A 21,504-nucleotide genomic window follows, 5' to 3' on the forward strand; every position below is an offset into this window, starting at 1 on the left:
CTTTGTCCATTACTCTAAATAGGTGAGTTTTTCTTTTCGTTTCGTCATCCTGAACTTGTTTCACTATCTTTCCAGCTCTGGGATTCTGTAGTTAAATATCCTATCCTTGCCAAATAATATTAATATTTATTGAAATTATTCCTTTATAAATTTGATATTTAAACATGAAAAAAATCTTCCTGTTTACCACTATTTTATTTTCTATCATTTTTCAAAAAGCCATGGCGCAGAATAAACCCGAAAATGTACCTGCTGTTTTAAATCATATTGCTGTTTATGTAGCTGATCTAAGCATAGCAACAACTTTTTACGAAAGTGTGTTTAACCTTAAAATCATTCCCGAACCTTTTAAAGATAACCGCCATACCTGGTTTACTTTAGGGCCGGCCGGACAGTTACATTTAATTCAGGGCGCAAAAGGAAATGAGGTTTTTGATAAAAACGGTCATTTGTGTTTCAGTGTTCCATCAGTTGATGAATTTGTAAAGAAGCTGAATGGAAAAAATATCAGTTTCGAAGACTGGCCAGGGAAGAAAGGTGGAATTACCTTGCGTGTAGATGGCGTAAAACAAATTTATTTCAAAGATCCCGACGGGCATTGGTTAGAAGTAAACGATGCTAAGTAAATTTTTTACTACGTGCAGATTTTGTTTTGAACCATCTCTTATATTTAGGTTTTATCCGCTAAGTTTATGAAACTAAAATTCCTGAAGTATTTTTGTATTACCTTTTTAATAATCGGTGTAATTGAGCAATTAAAAGCTCAAGATGCTAACGCAGAAGAAGAATTTAAAGCTGTAATGGAGAAATATAATGCGGTTGGTGCTGCTGTGGCTGTGGTAAAAGAAGGTAAGCTTATTTATACCCACTCTTTTGGACTAAAAGATTTAGAAAATAAAAAGCCTCTAACTGATCAGGATATTTTTAGAATTGCATCTATTTCAAAGTCTTTTTCGGCAACATCCATTATGCAACTGGTAGAGGCAGGTAAAATTTCCTTAGATGATGATTTTGGCGATCTGGTGGGTTTTAAAATCAGGAATCCAAAATTTCCTGATCAGAAGATTAGCTTAAAAATGGCTTTATCACATACTTCAAGCCTAAACGATTCTCAGGGCTATTTAAATCTGGATGTAATCAATCCGGATAAAAATCCAAACTGGGCCAAATGTTATAATGATTATGCCCCAGGAAGCAAATTCGATTATTGCAATCTAAATTTTAACCTGATCGGTACCATCATCGAGAAAAAATCGGGTGAGCGTTTCGATAATTATGTAAAAAACCATGTGTTGAAACCCTTAGGGCTTTATGCAGGTTATTGCATTGACTCTTTAGATAGCAGGCGTTTTGTTAATTTATATGAATATCACGCCGATACGAAAACTTATACACCTTCGCCAACAGCATATGCGCCACGAAGAACAGAAATTGCAAATTACATAATGGGTTATAGTACGCCTGTTTTTTCGCCAACAGGTGGGATGAAAATTTCAGCTACAGATTTAGCTAAATATATGATCATGCACATGAATTATGGCACATCAAATGGTGTTAAGATAATCAGTAAAAAGAGTGCGAAAAAGATGCAGACTGCCTTAACCGATGATGAAGGGTATGGCTTGGCCATTAGGACTGCAGACCAGCTTATCCCAGGTGTAAAACTGAAAGGACATACCGGTTCAGCTTATGGCTTGTTCAGTACCATGTTTTTTAATCCGAAAGAAAAATTTGGCTTCGTTATCATTACAAACGGTATAAACGCTACCTATACTGATGGCTTCCCTGATTTTAGTAGGGCGGCTATCAACAGCTTGTATCAGGCATTTATTAATTAAACCTATGAAGGATTAAGAAAGCGTTTATAAGCATCGCCAGATTTAATTTTTTCCATGGTCAGATATTCTTTCACAATAGAAAATTCCATACTCTGGATGGCTTTAACCACCGATTTTAGTTTTTCACCTGTAACACCTAATCTGGCTGCCCAGTAATTGCGATCTTGCTCATCAGCAACCTCAACAAACTCTTTCCGGGCATTCATCGAATTAATTTGATATTCCATCTTTTTACTGATTTTTGGTTAGTTAATATGTGGTATAAACACCGATAATTCTGATTTGGTTTTGGCGTTTTGCCAATAGATGATCAAATATAATTGTGCGAAAGCTTTAGTTGTTAATGATTATACGGCGAAAACCCTTAATTGCCCTAAACTGATTATAAAACGGGTCTTAAAAATCGATTTAGGCCTATTCTTTTTGAATGCTGTTTTATATCTAAAAAGAGTAATATTTTCTTTACAAAACATTAGAGATCCGCAATTGACACTTTCATCCTGCTGTTTCCTGTATTGTTTAGTACTGGAGCCGAAGATTGTACTTTTGCTTCCAGTTTTACTTTTCATTACTTGTAATTTACCATTATTGCTATTTCTATCATTTGAAAAAGCCCATCCCTTATCGATCGCCATTATTAGCTTTCCATATTTTTTAGCGTGGTTGAAGGGGATCAATATTGCTATAAAAAATAAACTCCCATAAAGAAGAAACAGAATCAGAGATAGTTACAGCGCTCGTAGATTAACTTTTAATTTTTTTTAAGGTTTTAATGTCCGTTTGTAAAAATGGCTGTTAAAACCTTTTTTATTATTTGGCTGTTTTATAACTGTCTAATCAAAAAATAGTTATGGATGATAAACAAAAAAACGGTAGTGCTGATCGGGCTAGGATCAACATTAACGAAGGTTATGAACTAGATTATTGGTCTAACAAATTAGGGGTAAGCAAAGATAAGTTGAAAGCCGTAGTGCAAACGGTTGGTACTTCGGCCCGAGCAGTTGAAGATTATTTGAAAAAGTAAAATTTTATTATGAGTCTGAAAAAGTATGTTGCCAAGCGCGATTTCTCAAAAACTACCGAACCAAAGTCGGGTAAAAGCAGCGATCGCAACAAATTACATTTTGTAATCCAAAAACATGATGCTTCGCGTTTGCACTACGATTTCAGACTCGAAATGGAAGGCGTTCTAAAAAGCTGGGCCGTACCGAAAGGTCCATCAACCGATCCTAAGACCAAACGCCTGGCCATGATGGTAGAAGATCATCCATACGATTATAAAGATTTTGAAGGCATTATCCCACAAGGTGAGTATGGTGGCGGAACTGTTATTGTATGGGATGAAGGAACTTATGAACCCATAGAAACGATTAAAGGCAAAAAAGCCCAAGAAAAACATCTGCTAGGCCAGTTAAAAGATGGTTCTTTAAAAATTAAATTAAACGGAGAAAAGCTTCATGGCGAGTTTGCTCTTGTTAAAACACATGGCATGGGTGAAAATGGCTGGCTGTTAATCAAACATAAAGACGAGTATGCTTCTACAAAAGACATCACCAAAGAAGATAAATCTGTGCTTTCAGGAAAAACAATCGAAAAGATGGAGAAAACATCCGATAAGGTTTGGAAAGAAGGAAAGGAGCAGGATTTAAAGACTAAAAAAAAAACCAAACAAAAAGCAAAGAGGGAAACCACACCCGTGGGTGATAACTTAGCGGTAGACGTAAAAAGCATACTAAAGAAAGCACCCAAAACAGCCATCCCAAAAGGGGTAAAACCAATGTTGGCTACCCTGGTTGACGAACCTTTCGATGATCCTGATTGGCAGTATGAGGTAAAATGGGATGGTTATCGCGCTTTGGCTTTTATTAATAATGGAAAGGTTGATTTGTTTTCCCGAAATAATAAATCCTTTAACGAGAAATTTTATCCCATTTACGATCTGCTTTTGACCTGGAAAGTGAATGCGGTATTTGATGGTGAAATTTTGGTGCTAAATAACAAAGGTGTATCCAATTTCGGCTCCCTGCAGAATTGGAGAAGCGAAGCAGATGGAGAACTTGTTTTTTATGTGTTCGATATTCTCTGGTATGAAGGTAAGAACCTGATGGAGCTGCCACTTTACCAGCGACAAGCCATATTGAACGATATACTGCCAACAGATGACGACCGTGTGCGCCTTGGTAAGGTTTTTAAAGCCAGTGGTGTCGATTTTTTCGATGCGGCGAAGAGAATGGGCCTAGAAGGCATTATCGCTAAAAAAACAGACAGCACTTATGTAACTGACAGAAGATCAAAAGAATGGCTGAAAATTAAGGTGCAGAAACGGCAAGAAGTTGTTATTGCTGGTTTTACTAAAAATGCCGATACTTCTAAATCTTTTAGTTCTTTGCTGTTGGGCGTTTATGAAAAAGGAAAATTGCAATATGTTGGTAAGGTTGGAACAGGGTTTTCAGATAAATTGCAGAAAACAATGATGGAGCAGTTTAAGCCAATTATTATCGACAAAAGCCCTTTCGAAAGTATACCTGATGTAAATAAGCCCTCGCGCTTCAGGCCAAACCCTCCAAAAGCGAAAGCAACCTGGTTAAAGCCAGAACTGGTATGTGAAGTCGCTTTTGCAGAAGTAACTGATGATGGTGTTTTTCGCCACCCTTCTTTCCAGGGCATGCGTGAAGATAAAAAAGCCAAAGAGGTGGTGAGAGAAATAGAAGTACCAACGGAAAAAATTGTTGACGACGCTAGTGAAGAAAACCCACATGCACAGGCAATAAAAGCACCAAAAGGTAAAATGCCTAAAACTTTGCTGAATCCGAAAGACGAAACGCAGGTAAGGAAAATTAAAGGTCACGAGCTCAAATTTACCAATCTGAGTAAAATTTATTGGCCCGAAGATAATGTAACCAAAAGAGATATGTTTAACTACTATTATCAGGTTGCTGAGTACATTTTGCCTTATCTGAAAGACCGTCCACAGTCGCTTAACCGCTTTCCGGGCGGAATACACGGCCCGAGCTTCTACCAAAAAGATGTTAAAGGGAAAGCACCAGACTGGGCCGAAACTTTTCCCTATGAAACTAGCGAAGGCGAAAAAAAAGAATACCTGGTTGGAACGGATGAAGCTTCATTACTCTGGATGGCGAGTTTAGGCTGTATAGAAATGAATCCTTGGTTTAGCCGGGTGCAAAGTCCTGATAATCCTGATTACTGTGTGATTGATTTAGATCCCGATAAACATACTTTTGATCAGGTGGTTGAAGCTGCACTGGAAACAAAAAAAGTATTAGATGCCATTAATGTTCCCAGTTTTTGTAAAACATCAGGTTCAACTGGCATGCATATTTACATTCCCCTAAATGCCAAATATAATTACGATCAAAGTCAGATGTTTGCCAAAATAGTGGTTAACCTGGTGCATGATCAAATACCAAAATATACTTCGCTCGAGCGTATGATAGCAGCCCGAAAGGGAAAAATGTACCTCGATTTTTTACAGAATAGGCCAGGGGCAACTATAGCAGGACCTTATTCTTTACGACCGAAAATCGGTGCAACGGTATCAATGCCATTGCATTGGGATGAAGTTAAACCGGGTTTAAAAATGAAAGACTTTAATATTTTTAATACCATTGATCGTTTGAAAGTTGAAGGAGATTTGTTTAAAGGTGTTTTGGGTAAAGGAATCGATTTAGTTAAGGCTATTGAGAAAGCAAAAAGTGTTTTTGGATAAAGCTCACGATCTTTTCCTGCTTTCATTATATTTGGAAAAAATTAAAAAATGATAGCACACCACGTTTTATTCTGGCTAAAAGCCGATACCACCGATGAGCAGAAAGTTGCTTTCCGCAATAGCTTACAAACATTAGAAAATATTGACGTTGTTAAAACTTTTCATATTGGCATACCAGCACCAATTGAGCGTGCTGTTGTAGATACCACTTATACATTTAGCCTCTTGCTGTTATTTGAAGATTTAGCTGCACACGATGTTTATCAAGTTCATCCATTGCACAAAGCTTTCCTGGATGAATTCAGGGTTTACTTCGAAAAGGTTATAATTTACGACGCAGAATAAAAGAAATACCTCCGACAGAAATCGGGGGTATTTTTTTTTATCGCTTATTTTAATAAATCGAATTTATTATTTGGAATTATTCTAAATAATAAGATATTTGTCAAATCTATCAATTGATTTGAACTGTAGAAACCATGTGTAAAACAACTGTACTTGCTCAAAACAAAAACATCACTATTGCTCAATGCAACAATTGCAAAGTTTTAAATATATGGCGCTCGGGCGTTTTAATGAACTTTTCTTTTGATCAGTTTGATGCTTTTTATATGGCTACCAAAAAACTTGATTTCGACGATTATTTAGAGCATAGGCCCGATGGAAGGGAGGTTGTTATTTTATCAACCCCATTTCCTGATATCAGTTTAGTTTTTACAAGAGAAGAATGGTACGAATTTTTTACTAAAATAGATGAAGCCTTGTACATGAAACGCGTTTATGAGATTGTGTATTACTGATTAACACTACAATTTTGTATGTTTGTTGCTTATTAATAAGTAATTTATGATACTACAAAACTAAAGCGTTTTAGTTTACGTAAATACTTCAAACTGCAATCTTATGGAAAAAATAGCTACATTAATTAAAAGAGCATCCCTTAACGTAAATCAGTTAGATAGCATTAAAATTGGTGATTTATTATCTGATGAATATGGTAAATCGGGCAAAGTGTGCGAAATCGAAAAAGTAAACCGCCATGGCGAATTTCACTATTACTTTAAATTATTTAAATCAGGCACCATTTTAATTATTCTTTAACATCCTTTTAGCATTAGAAAACAGGATATCTAATCTCTTATAGGTTTGTGCTTTTTAGTATAAGCTACTAACGGTCAAAGATAATTAGTTAATATAGAGATACACAACAACTTTGAATGCGTATATTGGAATATGCTAAGTTTATGTTATGCCAAATAACGAAGATCATTTCTATTCCAATCTGCCCATTCATAAAATACCATTGCATCAATTATTGATTCAAAATCGATTATTTGAAAAAGTAGTTGCAAGCTGGTTTGTGATCATCACTGATATCAAGCATTCAACAGTGGCTGTAAATTCGGGCCAACATGAAAATGTTAACCTTATCGCTACAGGAAGTATTGTTGCCGTACTCAATATTGCATTTAAGGCAAACATTTCGGTTCCATTCTTCTTTGGTGGCGATGGAGCCACTTTTATTGTTCCGCCCAGTATTGTAGAGGATGTGATGAAATCGCTGTTGAAATACAAGGATAATACCTTACGGAATTTTAACCTTGATTTAAGGACTGGGATTATGCCTGTAGAAGAAATTTACAAACAAGGCTATGCGCTTAACATTTGTAGATTTAGTAGTGCTGAAACATTTTCTATCCCCATTGTTTTGGGCGATGGACTGGCTTATGCCGAACAAATTATCAAGGGAGAGAATTACCAGTTAGCCGGACATGATACTGCAAGTGATGAAATCGATTTAAGTGGTATGCAATGCCGTTGGGATAAGATAGAACCACCCGAAAACAGTGATGAGGTGGTTACATTAATTGTTATAGCTTCAGAAATAGAGCAACAGGCAATAGCGTTCAGCAAAGTGATCCATCACCTTGATCAAATTTATGGAACACCCGAAAAGCGTCAGCCGATTTCAGTTTCTAAGCTGATTTTCAAGACAAGCTTCAATAATTTAGGGAAGGAGATGAAACACCGAATTGGAAAAATTAAATTTTTTGAACTGATTAAATCATGGCTCATCAATATTTATGGATATATCTATTTCCGTACGGAGCGGGGTAAAAAATACTTGAAACAGCTTGTAGAAATGTCGGATACGCTGGTGATAGATGGTAGAATAAATACTGTAATTACCGGAACTGCACAGCAGCGATTAATATTGCAGACAGAACTTAATCAGCTCGAAAAAAATGATGAAATTTTATATGCCCTTTACGTTAGTGGCGAATCGATCATGTCTTGCTATGTTAGGGATCTGGAGGATGATCACATCCATTTCGTTGATGGAGCAGATGGGGGATACACTCAGGCCGCAGGAATACTTAAACAGAAAATACGCAATAAATTAAATGCCAGATGATAAAAGGTAAATAATAACCAAACTTTTGTAAAGGCCACTTGTATGATACTTAGTATAATTTGATTTATCATAAATATCAGCATAATCGGGTTTTAATTTTTAATTATAAATGGAAAATTATTCAAGGGTTTTAAGTAATAATCAACTTTTAGAAGTTCTTTCCTTATCAAAAGATGCAACAGCCATATACACATCCGAGCATATTGTAATCGAAATGGCCAATGATGCCATGATTGCTTTTTGGGGAAAAGACCGCTCTATTATTGGTAAACCTTTAGAAGATGCTGTGCCAGAGTTAAAGGGCCAACCTTTTATTAATATGCTGAGAAATGTGCTGCTTACGGGAATTACAGATAAAGGAGATGCTATTCCGGCTGAAACCCTAAGGGAGGGGAGGTTACAAACAGCTTATTATACTTACGAATACCGCGCCATTAAGGATGAAGCTGGAATACCTTATTGTATTCTTCATACCGCAAGCGATGTTACTGATATGGTTAATGCGAAAAAAGCCATTAAAGAGACTGAACTGCAACGGGAAGCACTGGATCAGGAACAGATGCTAATCAGTATAAAGGAAGAGCGGCAAAAGAATGATTTCATCAGTATGGTAAGCCACGAGTTAAAAACGCCTTTAACCTCCATTAGTGCTTATGTTCAATTAATGCAGAGTAGGAGTTTAACAGATCTTTTTGTCGTAAATACTCTAGATAAAGTTCAAAAACAGATCCGGAAAATGAGTGCTATGATCACTTCTTTTTTAAATGTATCACGTTTAGAATCAGGAGAAATTCATTTGAGCCTATCTCATTTTGATCTTGATAAACTGGTTTGTGATATTGTTGAAGACCTAAGGTTGATTCATCCAATTAATGAGATTAATTTTGTAGAGGGAGAACCTAAATTAATATACGCAGATAAAGATAAAATTGGCTCTGTAATTTCAAATTTGATTAGCAATGCTGTAAAATATTCAGATCAGGGCAGTACTGTTTTTGTTCAATCAGAAGCCTTGGAAAATGAAGTACATGTTTCTGTAACAGATAACGGCATTGGTATCGAGGCTCATGATCTGGAGAAACTTTTTGATCGGTTTTATCGCGTAGAAAACCAGCAAACTAAAACCATTTCAGGTTTTGGAATTGGCTTATACCTAAGTGCTGAGATTATAAACTTACACAATGGTAAAATTTGGGCAGAAAGTAATTATGGCAACGGTTCAATATTTCACTTTTCGCTCCCTGTAAAGCGCTAATCTCGTATGATTACAGCAGTAGAAGTTTCTGGGTTAGTTTAAGAAAAAGTAAAAGACTGGATAACAGGTTAAGATAAATCGTCATTTCGACTGGGGCATATTCCCAAAGTTGGAATACTGCGGTCGAAATGACGATCGATTTTTTTTAACTTAAAATTTCATCAATTAGTTTTACTTCAGTATCACTAAATTTTATATTATCCAAAGCTTTAATTGAATCTGTAATCTGTTCTGGTTTACTCGCACCTATCAATACCGTGGTAATTCTTTCGTCTTTCAGTATCCACGATAAAGCCATATGTGCTAATTTTTGTCCACGCGATTTGGCAACATCATTTAGTTTGGCAATCACCGCTAATTTCTCCGGCGTAATATTGCTTTCTTTCAGGAAAATACCACTGGTGGCAACTCTCGAATCGGAAGGAATGCCGTGTAAATATTTATCTGTAAGTAAACCTTGTGCCAGTGGCGAAAATGGAATACAACCGACACCATTTTGTTCCAAAACATCAAGTAAACCATCTTCTACCCAACGTTCGAACATCGAATATTTAGGCTGGTGGATTAAACATGGCGTACCGTTATCTTTTAAAATCTTGATGGCTTTTGCGGCTTCATCTGCTTTATAATTTGAAATACCAACATACAAAGCTTTTCCCTGTTGAACCAAGAGACTTAAGGCACCCATGGTTTCTTCAAGCGGAGTTTCAGGATCTGGACGATGGTGATAAAAAATATCAACATAATCCAGTTTCATACGTTTTAAGCCCTGATCTAAACTAGAAACCAGGTATTTTTTCGAGCCCCAGTCACCATAAGGACCATCCCACATGGTATATCCGGCTTTGCTTGAAATAATCATTTCATCGCGATAACCCCTAAAATCTTCATGAAGGATTTTTCCGAAAACTTCTTCAGCCGACCCCGGAGGCGGTCCATAATTATTTGCTAAATCGAAGTGGGTAATGCCATTGTTAAAAGCGGTGTAGATTAGGTTTTTGCTGTTTTCAAAAACGTTTACATGTCCGAAATTATGCCATAAACCCAACGATATTGCAGGCAATTTTATGCCACTGTTCCCGCAACGGCGATATAGCATTTTGTCGTAACGATCTGTTGAAATGATTTGATTCATATTTGGGATTTGATTGCCGCAATAATAATCAGTTTTAGCGGATTTTAATTGGTATTAGGTGAATATTATCTTCAAATAAGTAAAAAGGCTGAAAGTTCAATTTAGCTATATAATAATCGTCATATCGAATTTAACATCTTGAATTAGATAGTTATCGAATCAAGAAGACGAGAAAAATAAATCAATGATTTTTAATTGTTCAACATTTTGTTATCACCGTTTCTACAAATCGTATCATTACTGGTGTTTAAAGTGAAAATTCTTTAATATGTGCATTTTTGATTATCCTAAATCGTTTTATTTATAAAGTTAAGTCATATATTTATATTTTGAAACTTAATTGAAAATCTAAACCAAGTATTCCATTTTATGAAATTACACTCATTAACGAGCCTCGGTATGCTAGCTGTAATCGGCTTTGCATCTTGTCAGTCCGGAACCAAAAAATCTTCATCAGCTGATAGTTTAAAAAGCGACTCAGTAGCAGTTGTAAAACTTGTGGCCGATTCTTTTAAAAAGGAAATTGATGGTAAACAAACAGCATTGTACACTTTAAAGAATAAGAACAACGTGGAGGCTATTTTTACCAATTATGGTGGGCGCCTGGTTAGCTTGTTGGTACCCAATAAAGATGGTAAGTTAGTTGATGTGGTAGTGGGTTTTAAAAGTGTTAGCGATTACGAAAAATCAACTGAACCCTATTTTGGCGCAACTATTGGCCGATATGGCAACCGCATAGCGAAGGGTAAATTTGCGCTTGAAGGTAAAACCTATTCGTTGTTTACCAATAACGGACAGAACACTCTTCATGGCGGAAAAAAAGGCTACCAATATGTTGTTTGGGATGCTACACAGCCAAGTACCCATACCTTGGTGCTTCATTACTTATCAAAAGACGGCGACGAAAATTTTCCAGGCAATTTAGATGTTAAGGTAACTTATACCTTAACGGATGATAATGAACTGAAAATGGACTACGAAGCTAAAACCGATAAAACCACTATCGTAAATTTAACAAACCACGCATTCTTTAATTTAAATGGTGATGGAAGCGGTGATATTTTGGACCACGAGGTGCAGATTTATGCGGATGAGTACACGCCTGTTGATTCTACTTTGATCCCGACAGGGAAAATTGAAAAGGTTAAGGGAACGCCGTTTGATTTTACCAAAGCAACTACTATTGGTGCGCGTATAAATGATAAAAACGAACAGTTAACTTTCGGGAAAGGTTATGATCATAACTACGTGCTAAATAAAACCAAAGCTATGGGCATGTTCCATGCGGCTACGGTTAAAGGAGATAAGTCGGGCATAATGATGGATATTTATACGCAGGAGCCAGGCCTGCAATTTTATAGCGGCAACTTTATGCAAAGTAAAAATACTTTTAAAACTGGTGCTAAAGATGATTTTAGAACAGCAATTGCATTAGAAACACAGCATTTTCCAGATTCACCAAATCAACCTACTTTTCCGTCAACGGTTTTAAAGCCTGGACAGGTGTATAAAACAAGCTCGGTATATAAATTCACCAAATAATCGTTTCGGTGATCTCTGTATCCCAACAATGATAAAATAAAAACGGCCTGTAGAAATGCAGGTCGTTTTTATTTAGAAAAGTTCTTGTAAAACTGGATCTGTATAGTCTTCTATAAAGGCAATAATGTTGTCGTAAGCCGCAAATTCTTCTTTAGTATGCATGGTTGTTAGCACAATGCATCTCATCCCGGCATGCTGTGCTGCTTCAACACCTTTTGGTGCATCTTCAAAAACTATGCATTCGCTGGCTGCAACGCCTAAAATTTCAGCCCCTTTGGTAAAAGTTTCCGGATCGGGTTTACTATTTACCACATCTTCGGCACTTACTATGGCTTTAAAATAGGAACGGATATTTAAATTATCGAGTACAAAATTAATATTGAAGGGAATAGCAGCAGAGCCAATTGCCATTTGAATGCCTGATTGTTTTGCTTTTTCTAAAAAATCGCCTAAACCTACTATTAACGTTAAATGTTTTTTATAAGCAGCTTGATATCTATGCTCTTTTTCGATAGAAATCTGATCAATCTGTTCCTGAGAGAAATGACCAATACCAAAAACACGTTCTAACAGATCTTGGTTTTTACCGTACATCTGTTTTTTAACCGCATCGAAGCTAATACTTGCTCCTAAATCTTTTGTAAGTATGTTATGCCAGGCATGATTGTGGAAAGCCATATCATTAATCATGGTTCCATTAAGATCGAAAAGAAAAGCTTTGGGTTTATTATTCGTCATGGCGGCAAAATTATCAGATTTTTTTATGATTAAGTTAAAATATAGTTATCAAAGCGAAAATTTAATATATAATTTATTCCTTAAAGTGGTGCCGAAAACAGATGATGTGAAAAATAAATTTCCACAACTGTAATTTTTTGGCTGTTGTACTCGTTTTCATATTTGGAAATCCGGTATTCAAGCAATAGCTTGCATCGTTTTAAAATCCAGGATAAATATTATGATTGCTGCCCATCATGAAAGTGATCCCCTTATTAAGTATTTAAATGAGCTGCAGCCCTTAAGAAAAGAAATAATTGAGCGGATAAAAACCGAGACATTCAAAATCTTTGTGCGTAAGAATGAGATTTTGCCTAACCTTAGTGAGATTAGTGGCGATTGTTTGTTTTTTATTGTTAAAGGCTTAGTGCGGGCATTTGTAATGGATGAAGGAAAAGATATTACCGCCTGGTTAACAGACGAAAATCACTTTATTGGTAGTATTCGAAATCCGGGAACGCTTATCCCAACTTATCAGGAACAGTATCAGGCACTGGAAGATTCAGAACTGCTTATACTTCCATATCGTTTAATTGACGACATATATGCACAGTTTCCCGAAACCAATATTTTGGCTAGAAAATTATTGGCCATACATTACCATATGTCGCAAGAGCGATCTATTTTATCACGAATCCCTTCGGCTGAAATCAGGTATAAACAGTTTAAAATCGGGTATCCTACTATAAAGTCTAGGGTTCCTCTAAAATTTTTGGCCAGCTACCTGGGGATGCGAATCGAAACTTTAAGCAGGATCAGAAAGAAAGAAAAGGGTTAATTTGCCTTCTTTTTGAAGTAAAAATAGCAAAGCGGGAAAAGGCAAATTAAGCCTAACAGAAAACCACCAACTGTATCGGTAAACCAATGTGCACCCAAGTAAATTCTGGACGGGGCAATGGTGATCATCAAAAATGCTGATAAATAAGTCACTATATTTCTGGTTAATTTCGGCACGTCTTTCAAAGTATTCATCAAAATAATTAAGAAGCCAAAAAAGAGGGTATAAGAAAGTACATGCCCGCTGGGATAGCTCTGAAACCGGTTTACTTCCACTAGTCGTACATAAAATGCAGTAGGGCGTGGGCGGTTAATCACATTTTTGATACCCAGGATAATTAATCCAGACAATAGTACCGTTGAAACGAATGGGCCTTCGCGTTTATACTTCTGCTGATAAAATATGATAGCCACCACTACTACCGAAAGTAATGAATAAGGGAGTTCGCCAAAAAAACTGATCGCCAACATCAATTTATCCAACCAATCTGTATGGTATTGCTGAATAAACAACGAAGTTTTAATGTCAAAATCTAGTATGGGGTGCTGCGCAATGAAAAAACTTAAACAAGTAAATGCAGCAATCAGTAAAATAAGTATAAAAATTAGCGTATTGCGTTTTAAAAGCATAGGTATAGGTTGATCAAAAACCAAAACTATGGATTTTATACCAATAGATGCAAAAAGTTTCAGCTTTTTAGAAATGGATGCGATTGAGGAACATAATCTATGAAAGTCTAAATTTAAGTATAAGAAAAACTACAAGACCAAAAATATTCATCAAGGAAATAAAACGATTCATCAAGGAAATATGCCTGTCTGTATAATCCGCTATGATATATTGAAATGATTTTCAATATTCGAATCAGATAATAAGGATATCTATGCTTACGAGGTTGGCAGGATTAATTTCCTGCCGACTGAAGAAGCACTCCATTCGACAATTTATTCAAAAATTATACGTTTTGTATTAACGCTCCAGCCGAAGCCCCTCCTTTAAATGAGGAGGTGCTTAGGTTGATTAATACCACCCTTCTGTCGGCAATTTTTTAAACAATTTATACTTATTATTGGTTTTCTTTGGTATGGAGTCTAAACCATATAAAGATGAGGATATTAAAGTGCCCCGCTTTGAAGAAAGCGCTGGTTTTTACACCACCGCACAGCGGAGTAAGAACATGTCTAAAATTAGGGCAAAAAATAGCCTGGCTGAGTTGAGACTACGCAAGGCGCTCTGGGGCAAACATGTTAGGTTCAGAATCCATCCTAAAAATTTTCCTGGAAAACCCGATCTGATTATCAATAAGTATAGGCTCGCCATATTTGTAGACGGCGATTTTTGGCATGGTTACAAATGGGATGAAAAGAAATCAGCTTTAAAAACAAATTCGGGTTTTTGGATCCCGAAGATTGAACGAAATATGCAACGTGATAAACATATTAACCAATTGCTACATGCTCAGGGTTATACCGTAATGCGGTTTTGGGAACACGAGGTACAGGAAAGTTTAACAGCATGTGTTAATCAGGTTTTACTTTATATCGAGGCGGCTAAAGCGGCAATAATTCCGCAGTTTGATGATTAGGCTGTTATTTTACGGTAATCTGCTTCGGATCGGTAACTAAAATCTGTTTTTTACCTTTGTAATCTGATATAATTCCGGTAACACAGATTTTATTTCCCATAAACATGCTCGAAGGCTCTGAAGAGAATTTACGCTCATCTCCTTTATTGATAACTACAGTGATTAGCTCTTTTGGATAGGCACCACCTAAATTAATTAAAATTAATTTGTCTAAAGCTTTTGCACTATACACGGAATCGCAAATGGTTACATTTTTACCGATATGTTGAGCGGCATCTTTGGCTAATACCAGCGTTTGGCTCTTTGTATAAAATGCAGAAGAAATTAGCAACAACAGGAGAGATAATTTTTTCATAGATGGGATGATTTAAATGAAAAGTTAATAACGCCAAAAGCATTAGTTTAGCCTTTCAAAGGTAAGCTGAATTTCATGAAAATCAATAAATAAGATCAAACAAGCACAAATATTACATGAATTAGATTTTATGTTGAGCTAAAAATTTTCTAAATTGTAAAGTAAATATTGCTGGCCAAATATTTCTTCACGTTTATATGAAAGTAGATTACATTGCGTTATCTGTACCCGTGTTTTTTATTCTGATCGGAATAGAATTGGCTTATAATTTTTATAAAAAACTAAATTATTATCGGCTTAATGATAGTATTGCCAATTTAAGTCAGGGTATAGGGCAGCAGCTCACCGGGATATTTATGAAAACCGCATTGTTTTTTGGTTACAAGTATATTTTTGAGCACTGGCGTTTATTTGAATTACCCAAAACAATATGGGTTTGGATACTGCTATTTATTGGTGTCGATTTCTTCTATTATTGGTTTCATCGGATGAGCCACGAAGTAAATGCTTTATGGGCTGCACATATTGTACATCACCAATCAGAAGAATATAATTTAACCGTGGCTTTGCGGCAAAGCTGGTTTCAGGGCTGGTTTAGCTGGGTATTTTATCTTCCATTGGCATTTGTTGGGTTTGATCCGATTATGTTTTTAACATTAAGTTCTTTCAATACTTTGTATCAGTTTTGGATTCATACCAGAGCCATTAAAAGCATGGGCTTTTTAGAGTATATTTTAAATACACCTTCACATCATCGGGTACACCACGGCTCTAATCCAAAATATATCGATAAAAACCACGCAGGTACATTGATTATCTGGGACCGCTTTTTTGGTACTTTTCAGAAAGAAGAAGAAGAGGTTTATTATGGTATCACCAAACCTTTAGCCAGCTGGAATCCAGTTTGGGCGAACCTTCATTATTGGGATGATTTGGTTAAAACAGCAAAGCAATCACCTAAATTCAGTGATAAAATTAAAGTTTTTCTTAAACCTCCTGGTTGGTTTCCACCACATCTGGGCGGATTTCAACATGCGCCGGAAATAAATGTAGAAACCTATAAAAAGTATAATCCAGTATATCAATCAAAGCTAACAGGTTATGTTTTGATTCAGTTTTTAGTTGCTTTAACTGCAGGTTCTGCGATATTATTTACTTATCATAAAATGGAAACCATTGCTTTAGTTTCTGGAACTATTTTTACCCTATTTACATTAATTACCTGTGGTGCGTTGTTAGAACAAAAGGCATGGCAGATTAGATTCGAGTATTTTAGGTTGCTGTTTGGCATTTTGCTGGTTTTATTTTTGAAATTTCCGGTCGGATATCAAGTAATTTTTGTGGCTATCCAGTTAATATCCGTAATTTGGTTTTTAAATTTGCAAAAGGCAAATCCCAACCCTGATGAAGACTAAGCTATTTTCATTTATATTTTTCCTTGTATTTGTAATTCAGCTATATGCCGAATATGCCAATAATATTGCGCTCCTAAATTTCTCTAAACCATTAATTGTGGTGGTACTTTTGGTATGGCTTTATCTCAGCACAAACTTGAAAGGGCGTTTCCATAAGAGAATTTTCATCGGATTAATTTTTGCCTGGGCTGGTGATATTTTACTGATATTTCAAAGCGGAAAACCAAGTTTTTTTATCTATGGGTTAATCGCATTTGTGATCTGTCATATTTTTTACATCAGGGCATTTACACTCGATCATAGATCAAATCCTAACCACAAAACGCCTTATTTTTTGTGGGCTGTGGGTGCATTTGCTATTTTTTGCTCAGGCCTGTTTTTCTACCTGCAGCCAAAACTAGGGGTAATGCAGTTTCCCGTTTTAATGTACGCTATTATTATAACGGTTATGGCTATTATGGCCGTTAACCGATATGGGAAAGTAAATATTTTCAGTTTTAAACTCATCCTATATGGGGCGCTGTTTTTCTTATTGTCGGACAGTGTGTTGGCTGTGAATAAATTTGTGCAACCCATTCCTCAGGCTGGTGCATTAATTATGGCTAGCTACATGATTGCTCAGTATCTAATCGTGTATGGTACCGTAACACGTGAGTTAGTGGTAAAACGCACCGAGATTTAAATCAAATAAATACCGCATTTTTGTTTTCAATTGTCTATTGGCACGTGCACTCCTCAGCTGAAATTATATTATTTTCTAAAATAGCCTAACAATAATTTCTTGATTATCCTGAGTTAAAAAAACTTAAAATCAATTATTAGTATCATTAATAATACGCATTTAAAGGGACTTTGTGAGCTTTTTTAGCCCTTTTAGGTAACCTTGGCCTTTATTTTTAAAAAAATAAAATCTTTTTCATTCTAAAAAAAGATTTATTCCTATGGGCTGTTTTTAATAAATTGATTTTTAGTGTGTTAGTAACTTTTTTTTGGGGAGATTAATTTTTGTGAAAAAGCTCTCGGTTTACTTTGTAATGACAATTATTTGGTCATTCTTAAGTGTTAATAACTTTTTTACAAATTGTTAATAACTTCAGAGCTTTCTTATCTAAGTTTATGTTAATCGTTTGATTATCAAACGATTTATGCTCCAAATATTTATCTATGATTAACACGGCGCTTGACTTTATTTCGAAAGAAATTAATGGATATCTAAACAATATAGCCAATACATCAAATGATGATTTTATTGTAGTGAGTAGTGTCGTTTCAGAAGGGAAACTGGCCATACCCGAAAAAACAATGGGTATCACGCTAATGAACATTGAAGAGGATAGGGCTATAAAAGACCAGCGGGTTACCGTAAGGAATATGCTTGGCGAAATAGAGACACGCAATCCTGATGTTTACCTGAACCTGTACGTACTTATTTCTGCAAATTTTAATCATGCGGGTACAGAATCGCCAACGTTGGATTATTTGGAAGGTTTAAAAAAACTCTCACAGGTAATCTCTTTTTTTCAGGGCAAAAACGTGTTTACACAAGCCAACTCTCCTTTGTTAAGTGCTATTGATAGTAATATTGAACGTTTAAGTGCGGAGCTTTTTAGCTTCAATTTTGAACAGATGAACCATTTCTGGAGTATTATCGGTCACAGCTATCTGCCTTCTGTTTTATATAAAATCAGAATGATTACCGTACAGGAAAACGTTCAGTTGGTGCCAGATGGATTAGTAGAGAATATTTTATTAAACACAAGAACTAAGTTATGACAGCCTACCGCAAATTATTTTCAGTTAATGTGTATCACAATTACTATGAAGATAATTTGTGCAATGATTTGAGTTTTGTAGCTACAACGGCATCAAGAAAAACAATCATTAATCAACGCTTGCTATTTAAAATATTTGATTCAGGTTTTAATATCATCACTGAAATCGGGGAAGATTTAAAGCCCAAAATAGAATTTTTAGATACCAACTTGCAATTTGGTATTCAACTCAAAAATGCAGCAAAATTTTTAGCCATTACACAGCTAAACGAAACGGCTCCAAACAAGGATTTTTTAAGCAATAAAAAGATTTATTTTTCGAACAACGGTTTAAACAGCAATCTCGAATACCAGATTATTGATGGAATAGTGGGCAATTTAATGAGTTTAGATTTTACCCTTCCTCCTGCAAATACCGAAGTTAACCTCAGGCTAAATTCATCAACAGAAAATAATCTGGTTATCGCTTTTGATACAGATGGCGTGCCCATTAATGGTCCTTATAAAATTAAAGTCAATAGTAGTAAAGTTTTTGAAAAACTGCTCGATATGAGTAAATTACCTGACGGGTTATATAACATATCGATCAAAAATGCAGCCGATACAGGAAACGATTTGATAAGTTATAAAATTTTTAAAAGTAACGGGTTAAGTGCCCAATCAATTTTTGGTGTACTCGAGTTAAAGCTGCCAGCAAGCAATGTCGTAGTTACGGAAACAAAATTTTTAATCAATTTTTTAAGGAAATCTACCATCTGGAAGTATTATGTAATTAACCAGAGTGGAATTGATTTAGATGATTTTGATTTATTGGTAAAAGATAAAAGTTTGGATGGTACACCTAGTGGCATTCCGGCTTATGCCAAATATACTTTCGCAGGGAACCCTGTGCCTGCCAATGATCCCGATCCGATTAATAAAATAGCTGATGCGGATATATTGCTCTTTAAAAGTAATGTGAAGATTCCTTTTTATCAAAAGGTGAAAGTGGGCTTAGAACTGAGTAAAAAGGATGGAGGAACAGAAGTTATTTTAACCAAGAATTTGCCAAACCCGATGCCCGAAAAACAAGCGGGAGACGAGAGTAAAATATATGTATATGTTTAAAAATAATTCATGATGATATGGCGCTAACATATAAACATCCAGGAGTATATATTGAAGAGATTTCGACAATACCCCCATCAATTGCACAGGTAGAAACGGCAATACCAGGCTTTATCGGATATACCGCAAAGCGGGAAAAAAACGGCGTAACTTTCGCTATCAATACCCCGGTGCGTATTACTTCTCTGCTGGAGTTTGAAGTTTTTTTTGGTGGTGCTTTTCCGGAAGTACTGGAAGTAACCATTAATGAACCCGAACCGGGTAAATTAATACCCAAGATTGATGTTACTCCGGCTACAACAGTTTCTGGCTATATCTTATACTATCATGTAAAAATGTTTTACGAAAATGGGGGGGGGCCTTGCTGGGTTGTTTCTGTTGGTACCTTTGAAGTTACACCAGATATAACAAAGTCTGAACTAAAACTTGGTTTGCAGGCTTGTGAGCGGGAAGATGAAATCACGCTCTTGCTTATTCCCGAAATTACAGCTTTAACTTCGGGCGCGGATATCAAAGAATTAAACGATGCCATGCTGGCACAATGTGCTAAACTGCAAGACCGTTTTACCATAATGGATACACCACAAGCTGGCTTAACAACAGCTTATTTAGTGGCCGATAAATTTAGAAATGATTTTGTAAGTGCAGATAACCTTAAATACGGAGCCACCTATTATCCGCAGATACAAAGTGGAGCCACTTATAACCGGGTAACCGACGAGAATATAAAAATAGCAGCTGATAACCGTGGTGGCAGTAACCTGGGGATTTATAAAAAAGTTGTAAACACCAAGAAGGCAATCACCAAAATTATTGAAAAAGATGCGGTTACCGCAATAAAAGCCACAGGTATAATAACCATAGCAGGTATTACCTTAACCGGGCATTCTATTGCCATAGCTGGGTTTAGCTTTACTTTTGGCGGTACAGGTGGTATTGTTATCGGTGCCGACGAAACCATTACAGCAGCAGCTTTAAGCGCTGCAATTGCAGGGAATGCCGATTTAATGACTTTGGTAGATGTTGCTGCAAATTTAGCTGTAGTAACCATTACGGCTAAAACAGCAGGCAATGCCGGAAATGCTATCTCCATTGTTTATGACCCAAAAGGAAATATTCCACGGATTACATTAAGCGCACCATTTTTAAAGGGTGGATTTGATAGTAACGATTTTGCCCTGTTCAATCAGATAAAAGCAGCACTTGATGCCTATACCGTTCCACTTTATCCTTCTGGTATAGTTGCAGGGATTATGGCCAGGGTAGATAACGAACGTGGTGTATGGAAAGCACCAGCCAATGTAAGTCTTTTAGCCGTTGATAAACCACTGGTTACAATAAGCGATGAAGAACAAGATTACCTCAATGTAGATGCAACATCAGGAAAAAGTATCAATGTTATCAGAAAATTTGCTGGTAGGGGAACCTTGGTTTGGGGAGCCCGAACATTGGCGGGAAATGATAATGAGTGGCGCTACGTACCTGTAAGACGACTTTTTATTATGGTTGAAGAATCGATAAAGAAGGCTACAGAGTTTGTGGTTTTTGAACCTAATGATGCCAAAACGTGGATGCGGGTAAAAACCATGTGCCAGAATTTCTTAAATCAACTGTGGCGACAAGGGGCTTTAGCTGGTGCAAAACCTGAGGATGCATTTTTTGTAAATGTAGGTCTGGGCATCACCATGACGGCCCTTGATATTTTAGAAGGACGGTTGATTATCGAGATTGGAATGGCAGCGGTTAGACCAGCAGAATTTATAGTTCTTAAATTTTCTCACTTATTAGCAAAATCTTAAATT

22 protein-coding genes are annotated in these 21,504 nt (G+C 36.2%); 17 read left to right on the forward strand and 5 right to left on the reverse strand.

The genetic code is table 11. The features are described from left to right. The first annotated feature begins 164 nt into the window (after positions 1-164). Both EYS08_RS16055 and EYS08_RS16060 read left to right on the forward strand, forming a co-directional pair. A complete protein-coding gene (locus EYS08_RS16055; protein WP_244215972.1) occupies positions 165-626 on the forward strand; it encodes a VOC family protein in 462 nt (153 codons plus the stop codon). Between the two features lie 66 nt (positions 627-692). Further along, positions 693-1,838: a serine hydrolase domain-containing protein gene (locus EYS08_RS16060; protein ID WP_131030982.1), complete on the forward strand. Its 1,146-nt coding sequence runs from the start codon at positions 693-695 to the stop codon at positions 1,836-1,838. Positions 1,839-1,840: 2 nt separating this feature from the next. Here EYS08_RS16060 and EYS08_RS16065 read toward each other — a convergent pair whose 3' ends face one another. Further along, on the reverse strand, positions 1,841-2,065 hold the full coding sequence (locus tag EYS08_RS16065) for a DUF3606 domain-containing protein (RefSeq protein ID WP_131030983.1): 225 nt from the start codon (positions 2,063-2,065) through the stop codon (positions 1,841-1,843). A 623-nt stretch (positions 2,066-2,688) separates the two neighbouring features. Between EYS08_RS16065 and EYS08_RS16070 the strand changes: the two genes are divergently transcribed. The 7 genes from EYS08_RS16070 to EYS08_RS16100 all read left to right on the forward strand — a co-directional run bounded on the left by EYS08_RS16070 (position 2,689) and on the right by EYS08_RS16100 (position 9,236). Next, complete coding sequence (locus EYS08_RS16070) at positions 2,689-2,862, forward strand: DUF3606 domain-containing protein (RefSeq protein WP_131030984.1); 174 nt, start codon at positions 2,689-2,691, stop codon at positions 2,860-2,862. 9 nt (positions 2,863-2,871) lie between these two features. Next, entirely contained in the window at positions 2,872-5,565 is a 2,694-nt protein-coding gene (gene ligD / locus EYS08_RS16075; protein ID WP_131030985.1) for a DNA ligase D, read from the forward strand. A gap of 48 nt (positions 5,566-5,613) precedes the next feature. Then, positions 5,614-5,910, forward strand: a complete 297-nt coding sequence (locus EYS08_RS16080) for a Dabb family protein (RefSeq protein WP_131030986.1) — start codon at positions 5,614-5,616, stop codon at positions 5,908-5,910. A gap of 134 nt (positions 5,911-6,044) precedes the next feature. Next, positions 6,045-6,365 carry a hypothetical protein gene (locus tag EYS08_RS16085; RefSeq protein WP_131030987.1) on the forward strand — a complete coding sequence of 107 codons (321 nt, stop codon included), beginning with the start codon at positions 6,045-6,047 and terminating at the stop codon, positions 6,363-6,365. Between the two features lie 103 nt (positions 6,366-6,468). After that, a complete protein-coding gene (locus EYS08_RS16090; RefSeq protein WP_131030988.1) occupies positions 6,469-6,666 on the forward strand; it encodes a hypothetical protein in 198 nt (65 codons plus the stop codon). 148 nt (positions 6,667-6,814) lie between these two features. Continuing rightward, positions 6,815-7,981, forward strand: a complete 1,167-nt coding sequence (locus EYS08_RS16095) for a DUF3095 family protein (RefSeq protein ID WP_131030989.1) — start codon at positions 6,815-6,817, stop codon at positions 7,979-7,981. A 109-nt stretch (positions 7,982-8,090) separates the two neighbouring features. Then, positions 8,091-9,236: a sensor histidine kinase gene (locus EYS08_RS16100; RefSeq protein ID WP_131030990.1), complete on the forward strand. Its 1,146-nt coding sequence runs from the start codon at positions 8,091-8,093 to the stop codon at positions 9,234-9,236. Between the two features lie 145 nt (positions 9,237-9,381). On the opposite strand, the gene mgrA is transcribed toward EYS08_RS16100, so the two are convergent. Then, complete coding sequence (gene mgrA / locus EYS08_RS16105) at positions 9,382-10,371, reverse strand: L-glyceraldehyde 3-phosphate reductase (RefSeq protein WP_131030991.1); 990 nt, start codon at positions 10,369-10,371, stop codon at positions 9,382-9,384. A gap of 369 nt (positions 10,372-10,740) precedes the next feature. On the opposite strand from mgrA, the gene EYS08_RS16110 reads away from it, so the two are divergent. Continuing rightward, positions 10,741-11,913 (forward strand): aldose epimerase family protein, encoded by a 1,173-nt coding sequence (locus EYS08_RS16110; protein WP_131030992.1) that lies wholly within the window; start codon positions 10,741-10,743, stop codon positions 11,911-11,913. 72 nt (positions 11,914-11,985) lie between these two features. Here the strand turns inward: EYS08_RS16110 and EYS08_RS16115 are convergent, their stop codons facing one another. After that, complete coding sequence (locus tag EYS08_RS16115) at positions 11,986-12,651, reverse strand: HAD family hydrolase (RefSeq protein ID WP_131030993.1); 666 nt, start codon at positions 12,649-12,651, stop codon at positions 11,986-11,988. A 220-nt stretch (positions 12,652-12,871) separates the two neighbouring features. Here EYS08_RS16115 and EYS08_RS16120 point away from each other — a divergent pair, with 220 nt between their 5' ends. Continuing rightward, positions 12,872-13,468, forward strand: coding sequence for a Crp/Fnr family transcriptional regulator (locus tag EYS08_RS16120; protein WP_131030994.1), 597 nt, complete (start codon positions 12,872-12,874; stop codon positions 13,466-13,468). Here the strand turns inward: EYS08_RS16120 and EYS08_RS16125 are convergent. Continuing rightward, a complete protein-coding gene (locus EYS08_RS16125) occupies positions 13,465-14,097 on the reverse strand; it encodes a phosphatase PAP2 family protein (RefSeq protein WP_131030995.1) in 633 nt (210 codons plus the stop codon). The two genes, EYS08_RS16120 and EYS08_RS16125, sit on opposite strands and share 4 nt — an antisense overlap. Positions 14,098-14,552: 455 nt before the next feature. On the opposite strand from EYS08_RS16125, the gene EYS08_RS16130 reads away from it, so the two are divergent. Continuing rightward, positions 14,553-15,053 carry a very short patch repair endonuclease gene (locus EYS08_RS16130; protein ID WP_131030996.1) on the forward strand — a complete coding sequence of 167 codons (501 nt, stop codon included), beginning with the start codon at positions 14,553-14,555 and terminating at the stop codon, positions 15,051-15,053. A gap of 4 nt (positions 15,054-15,057) precedes the next feature. On the opposite strand, the gene EYS08_RS16135 is transcribed toward EYS08_RS16130, so the two are convergent. Then, positions 15,058-15,408, reverse strand: coding sequence for a hypothetical protein (locus tag EYS08_RS16135; protein WP_131030997.1), 351 nt, complete (start codon positions 15,406-15,408; stop codon positions 15,058-15,060). A 197-nt stretch (positions 15,409-15,605) separates the two neighbouring features. On the opposite strand from EYS08_RS16135, the gene EYS08_RS16140 reads away from it, so the two are divergent. From EYS08_RS16140 to EYS08_RS16160, 5 genes are all read left to right on the forward strand, one after another. Beyond that, positions 15,606-16,823: a sterol desaturase family protein gene (locus tag EYS08_RS16140; protein ID WP_131030998.1), complete on the forward strand. Its 1,218-nt coding sequence runs from the start codon at positions 15,606-15,608 to the stop codon at positions 16,821-16,823. Then, positions 16,813-17,505, forward strand: a complete 693-nt coding sequence (locus EYS08_RS16145) for a lysoplasmalogenase (RefSeq protein WP_131030999.1) — start codon at positions 16,813-16,815, stop codon at positions 17,503-17,505. The genes EYS08_RS16140 and EYS08_RS16145 overlap by 11 nt, the downstream gene beginning before the upstream one ends. A 482-nt stretch (positions 17,506-17,987) precedes the next feature. Beyond that, positions 17,988-18,596: a DUF4255 domain-containing protein gene (locus EYS08_RS16150; protein WP_131031000.1), complete on the forward strand. Its 609-nt coding sequence runs from the start codon at positions 17,988-17,990 to the stop codon at positions 18,594-18,596. Continuing rightward, positions 18,593-19,702, forward strand: a complete 1,110-nt coding sequence (locus EYS08_RS16155; protein WP_131031001.1) for a hypothetical protein — start codon at positions 18,593-18,595, stop codon at positions 19,700-19,702. Before EYS08_RS16150 ends, EYS08_RS16155 begins: the two co-directional genes overlap by 4 nt. 17 nt (positions 19,703-19,719) lie before the next feature. Beyond that, entirely contained in the window at positions 19,720-21,501 is a 1,782-nt protein-coding gene (locus tag EYS08_RS16160) for a phage tail sheath family protein (RefSeq protein ID WP_131031002.1), read from the forward strand. The last annotated feature ends 3 nt before the right edge of the window (positions 21,502-21,504 follow it).

Source organism: Pedobacter kyonggii (genome assembly GCF_004310665.1).
Classification (GTDB): Bacteria; Bacteroidota; Bacteroidia; order Sphingobacteriales; family Sphingobacteriaceae; genus Pedobacter; species Pedobacter kyonggii.

Excerpts from the sequence above, each read along its gene's own strand:
- EYS08_RS16125 (WP_131030995.1), bottom strand. The coding sequence starts at position 14,097 with ATGCTTTTAAAACGCAATACGCTAATTTTTATACTTATTTTACTGATT.
- EYS08_RS16055 (WP_244215972.1), top strand. The coding sequence starts at position 165 with ATGAAAAAAATCTTCCTGTTTACCACTATTTTATTTTCTATCATTTTT.
- EYS08_RS16130 (WP_131030996.1), top strand. The coding sequence starts at position 14,553 with ATGGAGTCTAAACCATATAAAGATGAGGATATTAAAGTGCCCCGCTTT.
- EYS08_RS16100 (WP_131030990.1), top strand. The coding sequence starts at position 8,091 with ATGGAAAATTATTCAAGGGTTTTAAGTAATAATCAACTTTTAGAAGTT.
- EYS08_RS16110 (WP_131030992.1), top strand. The coding sequence starts at position 10,741 with ATGAAATTACACTCATTAACGAGCCTCGGTATGCTAGCTGTAATCGGC.
- EYS08_RS16090 (WP_131030988.1), top strand. The coding sequence starts at position 6,469 with ATGGAAAAAATAGCTACATTAATTAAAAGAGCATCCCTTAACGTAAAT.
- EYS08_RS16095 (WP_131030989.1), top strand. The coding sequence starts at position 6,815 with ATGCCAAATAACGAAGATCATTTCTATTCCAATCTGCCCATTCATAAA.
- EYS08_RS16065 (WP_131030983.1), bottom strand. The coding sequence starts at position 2,065 with ATGGAATATCAAATTAATTCGATGAATGCCCGGAAAGAGTTTGTTGAG.
- mgrA (WP_131030991.1), bottom strand. The coding sequence starts at position 10,371 with ATGAATCAAATCATTTCAACAGATCGTTACGACAAAATGCTATATCGC.
- EYS08_RS16150 (WP_131031000.1), top strand. The coding sequence starts at position 17,988 with ATGATTAACACGGCGCTTGACTTTATTTCGAAAGAAATTAATGGATAT.
- EYS08_RS16145 (WP_131030999.1), top strand. The coding sequence starts at position 16,813 with ATGAAGACTAAGCTATTTTCATTTATATTTTTCCTTGTATTTGTAATT.
- ligD (WP_131030985.1), top strand. The coding sequence starts at position 2,872 with ATGAGTCTGAAAAAGTATGTTGCCAAGCGCGATTTCTCAAAAACTACC.
- EYS08_RS16070 (WP_131030984.1), top strand. The coding sequence starts at position 2,689 with ATGGATGATAAACAAAAAAACGGTAGTGCTGATCGGGCTAGGATCAAC.
- EYS08_RS16115 (WP_131030993.1), bottom strand. The coding sequence starts at position 12,651 with ATGACGAATAATAAACCCAAAGCTTTTCTTTTCGATCTTAATGGAACC.
- EYS08_RS16120 (WP_131030994.1), top strand. The coding sequence starts at position 12,872 with ATGATTGCTGCCCATCATGAAAGTGATCCCCTTATTAAGTATTTAAAT.
- EYS08_RS16140 (WP_131030998.1), top strand. The coding sequence starts at position 15,606 with ATGAAAGTAGATTACATTGCGTTATCTGTACCCGTGTTTTTTATTCTG.
- EYS08_RS16080 (WP_131030986.1), top strand. The coding sequence starts at position 5,614 with ATGATAGCACACCACGTTTTATTCTGGCTAAAAGCCGATACCACCGAT.
- EYS08_RS16060 (WP_131030982.1), top strand. The coding sequence starts at position 693 with ATGAAACTAAAATTCCTGAAGTATTTTTGTATTACCTTTTTAATAATC.
- EYS08_RS16160 (WP_131031002.1), top strand. The coding sequence starts at position 19,720 with ATGGCGCTAACATATAAACATCCAGGAGTATATATTGAAGAGATTTCG.
- EYS08_RS16085 (WP_131030987.1), top strand. The coding sequence starts at position 6,045 with ATGTGTAAAACAACTGTACTTGCTCAAAACAAAAACATCACTATTGCT.
- EYS08_RS16155 (WP_131031001.1), top strand. The coding sequence starts at position 18,593 with ATGACAGCCTACCGCAAATTATTTTCAGTTAATGTGTATCACAATTAC.
- EYS08_RS16135 (WP_131030997.1), bottom strand. The coding sequence starts at position 15,408 with ATGAAAAAATTATCTCTCCTGTTGTTGCTAATTTCTTCTGCATTTTAT.